This window comes from Caldovatus aquaticus, from assembly GCF_019458025.1.
Lineage (GTDB): Bacteria > Pseudomonadota > Alphaproteobacteria > Acetobacterales > Acetobacteraceae > Caldovatus > Caldovatus aquaticus.
The window spans coordinates 22,169-32,749 of the sequence record NZ_JAHZUY010000041.1 but is presented as its reverse complement, the minus strand read 5'-3'; the positions used below and the strand labels follow the sequence as shown (position 1 = coordinate 32,749).

The window sequence follows — 10,581 nt, the reverse complement described above, 5'->3', positions numbered from 1 at the left end:
GTGAAGGCGCACCGCTCGGCGGCCGGCGCGAAAGGGGGGAAGGCGATGCCTGCCACCAGGCGATCGGCCGCTCGCGCGGTGGGCGCCCCGCCAGGGGCCACGCGCTCTGCGACGAGCAAGGCCGCCCGCACGCGATCCTGCCGACCGGCGGCAACGGCGCCGCCGTCACCGCCGCCGCCACGCCGGTCTCGGCTGTCGCCCCGCCCCGCGAACTGGTCGCCGACAAGGGCTGCGACGCCAACCGCCGGCGCCGCCGCGGCCATCCCCGGCACCTCGTCGCGCAAGGTTGCCTTCCCGCGCGACGCCGAACGCTACAGGCCCCGCAACGCCATCGCGCGAACCTTCTGCCGCATCGAGGATTCCCGCGGCATCGCCACCCGATACGACAAGACCGCCCGCAACTTCCTCGCCGCCGCCATCACCTACCGGGCGCGATTGAGTCCAGAGCCTGGGGAGGCGCGGGCCGGCGCTCACGCCGCGGCGGAGCCCGCCTGTCCCGGGAGGGCGCGCTTGTCCGCGAAGCCGAGGGCGCGCAGCGCGGCGATCGTGCGCTCGGCCGAGACGTGATGCACGAAGATGCCGCCCTTGCGCTCCCACCCCTCGCGTGCCTCGGCGCGGTCGTCCACCAGCACGTGGCCCGGCCCGGACCAGCGCGGCTTCTCGCGACTCAGGCAGGTGATCACGGGCACGTGCGCGCCCAGCACCCGCGCCACCCAGCGCCGCTTCTGCTCCGGCGCCCAGCTCCCGAGCGGCAGGCCGGTGAGGATGGTCGGATGGTGGGGCGCGCAGAAGCGCCAGAGCTCCTCGGCGTCGTGCATGAGCTCGAGCGTCTCGAAGAAGCGCGGCGCGCGGGCGAGCGCCGCCCACATCGTCTTCCTCGGCAATTCCTCTGGCCGCCGGCCGGTCACCGCCTGCACGCCGTGATCGAAGTCGGCGAGCACGCCGTCGAGATCGAGGAAGAGCTTGAGCGACATCGGGCGGCGGTCCGGCGGATAGGCTCGGGGCCGCGGCGGCCTCGCGGGGAGGGGCCGCCGCGGCGGGAGCGGCGATGATATCCGCCGCGGCGCCTGCGCGCATCCCGCGGGGCGGCCGTCCGTTCCGGGCGCGGACCGGCGGCGGCCGGGCCCGGCCGCGTCCGCCGCGGGCCGGCCACCCCGGCACGGCGGCTTGGAACGGCCGCGCGGGCAGGGCATTCTGCCGGCGGCCAGCCGCGCTGGCGGAAAAGGGGCGGCCACGCGCCGCCCCTTCGCGTCCGGCACGCAGCGCGAGGGGCGGCGGCGGTCGCCGCGTGGCATCGCGTCTTGTGAGGCCTGCAGGGAGTGCGCGCCATGCGCAGGGACGACATCGAGGACTGGATGTGGGCGGAGGCCTGCGAGGCCCTCGCGCGCGCCGAGCGCCTGCACCGCCGCTTCTTCGAGCCGCGCCGGGCGGGCGGCGGGGCGCGCCTGCCGGTCTGGCAGCCTCCGGCCGACGTGCTGGAGACGGAGCGCGAGGTGCTGGTCATCGTCGCGCTCCCCGGCGTGGATCCCGCCGCGGTCGAGGCCGTGATCGAGGACGGCGCGCTGCGCGTGGCAGGCATGCGCCTGCTGCCGCCCGAGCTGCGCAGCGCCGCGATCCACCGGCTCGAACTGCCGCAGGGCCGGTTCGAGCGCCGCATCCCGCTGCCGCCCGGGCGCTACAGCGCGAGGGTGCGCCATTCGGTCGCGGACGGGTGCTTGCTGGTCCGGCTCGAGAAGTCCATCTGAGCGGCGGAGCACGCCCATGAACGACCGTCGCAGCCACGCGCCCGATCTCGGTCCCGCCCCGAGCGAGGGCGACAAGCCGGGCCTGCCGCCCGATGCGCTTCCCATCCTGCCCGTGCGGGAGACCGTGCTGTTCCCGGGCGCCGTCATGCCGCTCGTGGTCGGGCGGCCGGCCTCGATCGCCGCCGTCCAGCACGCCCTCCGCGAGGGCCAGCAGGTCGGCGTGGTGATGCAGCGCGACCCGCAGGTGGCGGAGCCGACCGCGGAGGACCTGCACCGCACCGGGACGGTGGCGAACATCCTGCGCTGGGTGACCGCGCCGGACGGCACGCACCAGCTCGTGTGCCAGGGCGTGCAGCGCTTCCGCGTGCTGGACTGGGTCGCGGAGCGGCCCTTCATCGCCGCCGGCGTCCACCGCATCGAGGAGCCCGACGAGCGCACGCCCGAGATCGAGGCGCGGATGCTGCACCTGCGCAGCCAGGCGCTGGAGGCGCTGCAGCTGCTGCCGCAGGCCCCGGAGGGCCTGGTCCAGACGGTGCAGGCGCTGAACGAGCCGGGGCCGCTCGCGGACCTCGTCGCCGCCTATCTCGACATCCCCCCGAACGAGAAGCAGGAGATCCTCGAGACGCTGGACCTGGCGGCGCGGCTCGACCGCGTCTCCCGCGCGCTTGCCAGGCGCCTGGAGGTGCTGCGCCTGACCGCCGAGATCGGCCGCCAGACCCGGGCCAGCCTCGACCAGCGCCAGCGCGAGGTGCTGCTGCGCGAGCAGATGGCCGCGATCCAGCGCCAGCTCGGCGAGGAGGACGGGAAGGCGGCCGAGATCAAGGAGCTCGCCGAGGCGATCGGGAAGGCCGGGATGCCGGAGGAGGTCGAGCAGGTCGCGCGCAAGGAGCTGAAGCGGCTCGAGCGCATGCCGGAGGCCTCGCCCGAGGCCGGCATGGTGCGCACCTACCTCGACTGGCTGATCGAGCTGCCCTGGCGGCTGCCCGAGGAGAAGCCGATCGACATCGCCGAGGCGCGCCGCATCCTCGACGAGGACCACTTCGGCCTGGAGAAGATCAAGCGCCGCATCATCGAATACCTCGCCGTGCGCAAGCTGGCGCCGGAGGGCAAGGCGCCGATCCTCTGCTTCGTCGGGCCGCCGGGGGTGGGCAAGACCTCGCTCGGCCAGTCCATCGCCCGCGCGATGGGACGGAAATTCGTCCGCGTCTCGCTCGGCGGCGTGCACGACGAGGCGGAGATCCGCGGCCACCGGCGCACCTACATCGGCGCCCTGCCCGGCAACATCATCCAGGCCATCCGCAAGGCCGGCGCGCGGAACTGCGTGCTGATGCTCGACGAGATCGACAAGCTGGGCCACGGCCTGCACGGCGACCCGGCGGCGGCGCTGCTCGAGGTGCTCGACCCGGAGCAGAACCACAGCTTCCGCGACAACTACCTCGGCGTGCCCTTCGACCTCTCGCGCGTGGTGTTCATCGCCACCGCGAACATGCTCGACACCATCCCTGGGCCGCTGCGCGACCGCATGGAGGTGATCGAGCTCAGCGGCTACACGGAGGAGGAGAAGCTGCAGATCGCGCGGCGCTACCTGGTGCGCCGCCAGCTCGAGGCGAACGGCCTGAAGCCCGAGCAGGCGGAGATCACCGACGAGGCGCTGCGCGCCATCATCCGCCACTACACGCGCGAGGCCGGAGTGCGCAACCTGGAGCGCGAGATCGGCCGCGCGCTGCGCCACGCCGCGGTGCGCATCGCCGAGGGCGCCGCGGAGCGCGTGCGCATAGACGAGCCCGACCTCGCCGCCATCCTCGGCCCGCCGCGCTTCGAGAACGAGGTGGCGATGCGCACCTCGATCCCCGGCGTGGCCACCGGCCTCGCCTGGACGCCGGTGGGCGGCGACATCCTGTTCATCGAGGCGACGCGCACGCCGGGCAGCGGCAAGCTGATCCTCACCGGCCAGCTCGGCGACGTGATGCGCGAGAGCGCGCAGGCGGCGCTGAGCCTGGTCAAGAACCGCGCCGCCTCGCTCGGCATCGACCCCGGCGTGTTCGAGAAGAGCGACATCCACATCCACGTCCCCGCCGGCGCGGTGCCGAAGGACGGGCCGAGCGCGGGGGTGGCGATGTTCGTCGCCCTGGTCTCGCTGCTCACCGGGCGCACGGTCCGCAGCGACACGGCGATGACGGGCGAGATCAGCCTGCGCGGGCTCGTGCTGCCGGTGGGCGGCATCAAGGAGAAGGTCACGGCGGCGGTGCGCGCCGGCATCACCCGGGTGCTGCTGCCGGCGCGCAACCGCAAGGACCTCGAGGAGATCCCCGAGGACGCGCGCAAGCGGCTGGAATTCGTCTGGCTGGAGCGCGCCGAGGACGCCATCGCCGCCGCGCTCGAGCCGCCGCCCGCCGCGGCCTAGGGCGTCGCGGCGGACCCGGCCGGGCGGAAACGGCTCCGGGACGAGGCCGCCGGGCGGCGGTCAGGGCGACGTCTCGTCCGGGTCCTCCTCCCGCGAGCGCCATTCGCCGGAGGGGGCGGCGATCCCCGGCGTGGGGTTGTCGGCGAGGATCTCGGCGGTCTGGTCGTCGAAGGCCTCGACCTCGAGCAGATCGGCCGGCGCGGCCAGCCCGAGCGCGGCGACGGTGGCCGCGGCGACGCGCGCGGCGAGCGCGGCGGTGCGCTCGTCGCGGCATTCCACGACGACCTCGGCGTCCGCGCCGTTGCCGTGCACGAACTCCACGAGGAAGAACCGCGCCCCTTCCCGCGGGCCGTTCTCCCAGAGGCCGTCCTCCGCGCGGTGCATGGGCGTGACGGCGATCGAGACGCCTTCGCTGCTGCTGTCGTCCGGCATGGCGGTCCACTCCGGGCCTGTGCGGCGGCGTTGCCGGCGGCCGCCCGCCGGGCGCGGGAAGCCGCGCCGTTCCAACGCACCGCGCGCCCGGAATATCCACGGCCGGAGCGGAACGCTGCGCCTTCCCCGCCGCCTGCGGAACGATGCGCCCCCGCGCAGGCGGCGGCCGGCGGCCGGCGCGCGGCGGGCGCGGCGATCGGACGATCCGGCAGGGGGGCGGCGGCCCGGCCGCGACTCCCCGCCGCCACCCGCCGCCGCGCCGCGCGTCAGGATGCCGGCGGAACGTCCGCCGGGCCGCGCGGCGGGCCGGGCCGTCGCGTCCGCGGGAGGCGGCCGCCCGGTCGCGGCGCCGAAAGGGAGCGGTTGCCGCGGTCGCTCCGGCATCGCACGATGGGCCCGGCGATCCCGGGCCGCCTGTGCCGCGCACGGCCGCACGGCCCCGCTCGCCACGATCCGAGGGAGCCGCCATGCGCAGGCATCGCGCCGTCGCGGGAACGAGGGCCGGGGAGCTCCGGGCGCGGGCGGGCCGCGCCGTCGCCCCGGGCATTCCCGGCCCGCAGGGGCCGCGCCCGTGACCCGTCCGCGCCTCGGCTTCCTCGGCATCGGCCTGATGGGCGAGGCGATGGTGCGCCGCCTGCGCGAGCGCGGCTGGCCGGTGACCGCGTGGAACCTGGAGCCCGAGCGCCTGGCGCTGGTCGTGCCCTGCGGCGCCGTGGCCGCGCCCTCGCCCGCCGCCGTCGTGGCGGCGAGCGACATCGTGCTGAGCTGCGTGCTGCACGCCGAGGCGGTGGCCAACTGCCTGTTCGGCCCGCAGGGCGTGGCGAGCGCCGGCCCCGCCGCCTGCGCCGGCAAGCTGCACATAGACCTCTCGACCATCGAGCCCGCGGCCGCGCGCGACTTCGCGGAGCGGCTGCGGCGCGAGGCGGGCATGCGCTTCGTGGATGCCCCGGTCTCCGGCGGCCCGCCGGGGGCGCGCGCCGGCACCCTGACGATCATGGCGGGCGGCGCGCCGGAGGACTTCGCGGCGGCCGAGCCGGTGCTGCGCGAGCTCGGCGCCAACGTCACGCACATGGGGCCGGTCGGCGCGGGGCAGACGGCGAAGGTGATCAACCAGGCGATCGTCGGCACGGGCTTCGTGCTGATGGCCGAGGCGCTGGCGCTCGCCGAGGCCGCGGGCATCGACGCCGCGGCGCTGCCGGCCTGCCTCGCGGGCGGCTTCGCCGACAGCGCGCTGCTGCAGAAGATCTATCCGCGGATGCAGGCGCGCGCCTTCGACCCGCCGATCGGCTACGCGCGGCAGTTGCTCAAGGACATGAAGGCGGTGCAGGCCTTCGCGCACGGCCTCGGGCTCACGCTGCCGGTGGTGGAGCAGGCCCTCGCGCGCTTCGCCGACTACGTGGCCCAGGGCAACGCGATGGCGGACGCGGTCTCGGTGGTCCGGCTCTACCGGCCCGATCCGAGCCGGTAGGTCTCCGCCGCGGTGCCGTGGAAGATCCGCAGCCGGTCGGCGCGCGGCAGGCCGGCGGTGATCGCCTTGAGCCCGTCGAGGATCTCGTCGAAGGTCGCGAGCAGGCCGTCCACCGGGAAATTGCTCGCCACCATGCAGCGCTCCGCGCCGAACAGCGCGATCGCCTCGCGCACCACCCATCCGTTCAGCGCCGGCGTCCAGCGCCGGCCCGGGACGCAGATGCCGGAGAGCTTCACGCGGACGTTCGGCGCCTCGGACAGGCGGGCCATCGCTTCCCGCCAGGCGGCGAGGCCGGCCTCGCTGCGGTCTGCGGGCAGGCCGAGATGGTTCAGCACGATCAGCGTGCCGGGGAAGTCGCGCGCCAGCTCCCGCGCGTCGGGCAGGTGCCACCAGGGGGTCTGCAACTCGAAGTGGAGCCCGCTGTCGGCGAGGTGGCGATAGCCGGCGCGCCAGCGCGGGCAGCGCAGCGAGCCCGGGATGCGGTGCGCCGGGTCGTACTCCGCCGGCCGCGTCACGCCCCGGGGCTTGTGGCGCAGGCTGCGGACCAGCGGCATCGCGGCCTGGGCGCGGACCACCGCGGCGGCGTCCTCGCGGTCGAGGAACGCCGCGCCGGCCATGGCGTGCGGCAGGCCCTCGGCGGCCGCGACCGCGTGCACCCAGCGCGTCTCGCGCAGCGGGTCGGCGGGATCGTGCTCGGCCTCCATGTACACGGTGGCGACGACGGGCTGGTTGGCGGCGTCGCGGCGGTAGTCGGCGGCCAGGTAGTCGCGGCGCAGCGCGCGGCAGTCGCCGTAGCGGAAGGGGGGCGGCGGCTCGTCCTGCAGCCAGGGGTGGCGGTTGCGCGCCAGGTCCCAGAGGTGGTGGTGCGCGTCCACGATCGGCAGGTCGGCGTCCCGTCCCGTTGCCAGGAACCGCGCCGGGTCGGGCGGCCCCTGCGTCACGCCGCGATGCCCTCGATGGCGAAGACCCGCGCCGGCGCGCCGTCGGCATCCGGGATCTTCAGCGGCGCGGCGCAGAGGACGGTGCGCGGCCCGGCGAGCGCCGCCGTGTTCACCAGGTACTCGATCAGCGTCACCCCGGCGCGCAGCAGCACGTCGTGGGTGACGTGCCGTTCGAACGGCACCTGCGCGCCGTCGAGCAGCAGGCGGATCGGGTGGTCCTGCGGGAAGTCGAAGGCGACCGCGGCCGGGCGGCGCGCCAGCAGCCACTCGGCGGCGTCGCGGGTCAGCCACGGGGCATGGCGCCAGAACTCCGGGCTGGTCCAGTCGCGCTGGCGGTCCCAGGCGGTGGACAGCAGCAGGATCTCGCCCTCAGGCCCGCCCGGGTCGGCGGCGGCGAGGCGCGGCGCGTCCAGCGCCTGCTCCGGCCGGGCGTCGCGCAGGTCGAGGACGCGGCACGGCCCCACCACGCGCTCGAGCGGCGTCGCCTCGATGGTCGGCGCGCCGGCGAAGCAGTGCGCCGGCGCGTCGACGTGGGTGAAGCCGTGGCAGGAGGCGTCGAGGCGCGAGACGCGGAACTGGTCGCCCGCCGCGACGTCGCCCGTGACCGAGAGCCGCGTGCGCCAGCGGAAGTGCGGCGTGATCGGCATGGAGAGGTCAACGATCCGCATGGCCTGCCTCGCCCGACCGTCCGTGGCGCCCTCGGAGGGAGGCGATCGGGCACCGCGGCGTCGGCCTCGCGATCATTTCACCCGTCTCGCTCTCGGGGAAGCCGCGCGGACGCATCAGGCGCGCCCCGCGCGTGCGGATGGGCCCCTGGCCCCCCTCGCCCCGGAGACGCCACCGTCGGGCGCGGCGGCGCATCGCCGGGCGGGCTCTCCCGTGCGGTGCAGGCGCGCAGCACGCCATCGGGGCGATTCGCGGCACAAGCAGGCCTGCGGCCGGGCGCCGGCGCGAGGTGCGGTGGGCGGCCCTGCGCCTCGGCTTCGACCCTCGCCGCATCACGCAGCGGCCGCCCGGAGGGAACGGGGAGGGTTTTCGCCCCGCCACGCGCGCGGCGGCGATCGCGCGCGTCGCGGTTCGCCGCGCGCGCCCGCCGGTGGTAACGACGGGGCCTCGGCCGGCTCGCGCAAGCGCCGCCGGCCCGAGAGGGAGATGGAGCATGCTGCGCGCACGCCTGGTCCCGCCCCCCGACGTCTTCGCCATCGACCCCTGGGCCCTCGAGGCCAGGCGGTACACCGCGGAGCTCGCGGCGGAGTTCGCCGGCCAGGCGGAGACGATGGCCGCGCTGGCCAACGGCCACCTCGGCATCCGCGGCGTGCTGGACGAGGGCGCGCCGGCGGCCGAGCCCGGCGTCTATCTCAACGGCTTCTACGAGCTGCGCCCCCTCACCTACGGCGAGCGCGCCTACGGCTTCCCGCGCTGCGGGCAGAGCATGCTGAGCCTGCCCGACGGCACGCCGATGCGGCTCTACGTGGAGGGCGAGCCCTTCCGGCTCGACCGCGCCGAGCTGCTCTCGTTCCGGCGCCGGCTGGACATGCGTGCGGGCGTGCTGGAGCGGCACGTCACCTGGCGGGCGCCGCGGGGGCAGCGGCTGGCGCTCCGCACGCTGCGGCTGGTCTCGTTCGACGACCGCAGCCTCGCCGCCATCCGCTGGGAGCTCGCGGCCGAGGAGGGCGCGGCGGAGATCGCCCTCTGCTCCGAGATGGTGCTCCACCCGCCGCTGCCCGCGGACCCGGACGATCCGCGCCTCGCCGAGCCCGTCCCCGGGCGGCGGGTGCTGTGTCCGACCGGCCGGGAGGCGGCGGGCCTGCGCGCCGTGCTCGGCTTCGCCACCAGGGGGTCGCGCCTCGTGCTCGCCTGCGGCATGGACCACGCCGTGGAGGAAGGCGCGGACCGCCTCGCCGCCCGGCTCGAGTGCCGCGAGGACTTCGCCCGCGCCGAGTTCCGCGGCGAGGTCGCGCCCGGCCGGCCGATCCGCGTCTGGAAGGCGCTCGCCTACCACTACGACGACGACAGCGCCGCGGCGGAGGAGGTGCGCGCGCGCGCCGCCCGCACCCTCGACCGCGCCATGGAGCGCGGCTTCGAGGGCGTGCGGGAGCGGCAGCGGCTGCACGTCGCCCGCTTCTGGGAACGCGCCGACGTCGAGATCGAGGGCGCCGATCCGCGCCGCCAGCAGGTGATCCGCTGGAACCTGTTCCAGCTCCTGCAGGCCTCGGAGCGCGCCGAGGGGCACGGCATCGGGGCGCGGGGCCTGACGGGCCGCACCTACGAGGGCCACTACTTCTGGGACACCGAGATCTACGTCCTGCCGTTCCTGGTCTACACCAACCCGCCGATGGCGCGCAGCGTGCTGATGTTCCGCTACCGCACGCTCGACAAGGCGCGGGCGCGGGCGCGCGAGCTGCGCCACCGCGGCGCCACCTTCCCCTGGCGCACGATCAACGGCGACGAGGCCTCGGCCTACTACGCGGCGGGCACGGCGCAGTACCACATCAACGCCGACATCGCCTACGCGCTGCGCAAGTACGTCGAGGTCGCGGGCGACGAGGAATTCCTCCTCCGCTACGGCGCCGAGATCCTGGTCGAGACGGCGCGGCTCTGGCGCGACCTCGGCTTCTTCTCGCCGCGGCGCGGCGGGCGCTTCTGCATCAACGCCGTCACCGGTCCCGACGAGTACGCCCCGCTGGTGAACAACAACCTCTACACCAACCTGATGGCGCGCGAGAACCTGCGCTACGCCGCCGACACGGTGGAGGCGATGCGCCGCCGCCACCCCGACGCCTTCGCCGAGCTCGCGCGCCGCACCGCCCTCGGCGAGGAGGAGCCGGCGGACTGGCGCGAGGCGGCGGAGCGCATGTACCTGCCCTGGGACGAGCGGCTGCGCATCCACCCCCAGGACGACAGCTTCCTCGACAAGCAGCGCTGGGACTTCGCCGGCACGCCGGCGGACCACTACCCGCTGCTGCTGCACTACCACCCGCTCAACCTCTACCGCGCGCAGGTGATCAAGCAGGCCGACACCGTGCTGGCGATGTTCCTGCTCAACGGCCAGTTCACGCCGGAGGAGAAGAAGCGGAACTTCGACTACTACGACCCGATCACCACCCACGACAGCTCGCTCTCGGTCTGCATCCAGGCGATCGTCGCGGCCGAGATCGGCTACATGACCAAGGCGATGGAGTACTTCCGCTTCGCCGCCGAGATGGACCTCTCCGACGTCGGCGGCAACATGCGGCACGGCGCGCACATCGCCTCGATCGGCGGCACCTGGATGGCGCTGACCTACGGCTTCGCCGGCATGCGCGACGGCGAGGGGCGCATCTCCTTCCGCCCGCGCCTGCCGGCCGAGTGGCGGCTGCTGCGGTTCCCGCTGACCATCCGCGGCCGCCGGTTGCGCGTCGAGGTGCGCCACGACCTCACCACCTACCGGCTGGAGGCGGGCGATGCGCTCACCGTCTTCCACGCCGGCGAGGCGGTGACCCTGACCGTCGCGGCTCCCGTCGCCGCCCGCCCGACGCCGCCGCTGCCGCCGGAGCCGGTGCCCGAATTCCCCGAGCAGCCGCCGCCGGCGCCGCCGGAGGGGTGAGGCCC

At 75.5% G+C, this 10,581-nt stretch carries 9 protein-coding genes; 4 read left to right on the top strand and 5 right to left on the bottom strand.

Translation table 11 applies throughout. The features are described 5' to 3' along the window. Window positions 1-284, bottom strand: a 284-nt coding sequence (locus K1J50_RS13520; protein ID WP_220118242.1) for a hypothetical protein, incomplete at its 3' end; no start/stop codon positions are given. 186 nt (window positions 285-470) lie between these two features. Beyond that, complete coding sequence (locus tag K1J50_RS13515; protein WP_220118241.1) at window positions 471-974, bottom strand: HAD family hydrolase; 504 nt, start codon at window positions 972-974, stop codon at window positions 471-473. Window positions 975-1,328: 354 nt separating this feature from the next. Here K1J50_RS13515 and K1J50_RS13510 point away from each other — a divergent pair, with 354 nt between their 5' ends. Beyond that, complete coding sequence (locus K1J50_RS13510; RefSeq protein ID WP_220118240.1) at window positions 1,329-1,745, top strand: Hsp20/alpha crystallin family protein; 417 nt, start codon at window positions 1,329-1,331, stop codon at window positions 1,743-1,745. 16 nt (window positions 1,746-1,761) lie between these two features. Then, window positions 1,762-4,149: an endopeptidase La gene (gene lon / locus K1J50_RS13505; protein WP_220118239.1), complete on the top strand. Its 2,388-nt coding sequence runs from the start codon at window positions 1,762-1,764 to the stop codon at window positions 4,147-4,149. Window positions 4,150-4,209: 60 nt separating this feature from the next. On the opposite strand, the gene K1J50_RS13500 is transcribed toward lon, so the two are convergent. After that, the gene (locus K1J50_RS13500) at window positions 4,210-4,581 is read right to left on the bottom strand and encodes a hypothetical protein (RefSeq protein ID WP_220118238.1); all 372 of its coding nucleotides are present in this window, start codon (window positions 4,579-4,581) and stop codon (window positions 4,210-4,212) included. A gap of 571 nt (window positions 4,582-5,152) precedes the next feature. Here K1J50_RS13500 and K1J50_RS13495 point away from each other — a divergent pair. Beyond that, a complete protein-coding gene (locus tag K1J50_RS13495) occupies window positions 5,153-6,049 on the top strand; it encodes an NAD(P)-dependent oxidoreductase (protein ID WP_220118237.1) in 897 nt (298 codons plus the stop codon). On the opposite strand, the gene K1J50_RS13490 is transcribed toward K1J50_RS13495, so the two are convergent. Together K1J50_RS13490 and K1J50_RS13485 are read right to left on the bottom strand one after the other, a co-directional pair. After that, window positions 6,025-6,990: an amidohydrolase family protein gene (locus tag K1J50_RS13490; protein WP_220118236.1), complete on the bottom strand. Its 966-nt coding sequence runs from the start codon at window positions 6,988-6,990 to the stop codon at window positions 6,025-6,027. The two genes, K1J50_RS13495 and K1J50_RS13490, sit on opposite strands and share 25 nt — an antisense overlap. After that, window positions 6,987-7,658 (bottom strand): cyclase family protein, encoded by a 672-nt coding sequence (locus K1J50_RS13485; protein WP_220118235.1) that lies wholly within the window; start codon window positions 7,656-7,658, stop codon window positions 6,987-6,989. The genes K1J50_RS13490 and K1J50_RS13485 overlap by 4 nt, the downstream gene beginning before the upstream one ends. 491 nt (window positions 7,659-8,149) lie before the next feature. Between K1J50_RS13485 and K1J50_RS13480 the strand changes: the two genes are divergently transcribed. After that, window positions 8,150-10,576: a glycoside hydrolase family 65 protein gene (locus K1J50_RS13480; protein ID WP_220118234.1), complete on the top strand. Its 2,427-nt coding sequence runs from the start codon at window positions 8,150-8,152 to the stop codon at window positions 10,574-10,576. Window positions 10,577-10,581 lie beyond the last annotated feature (5 nt).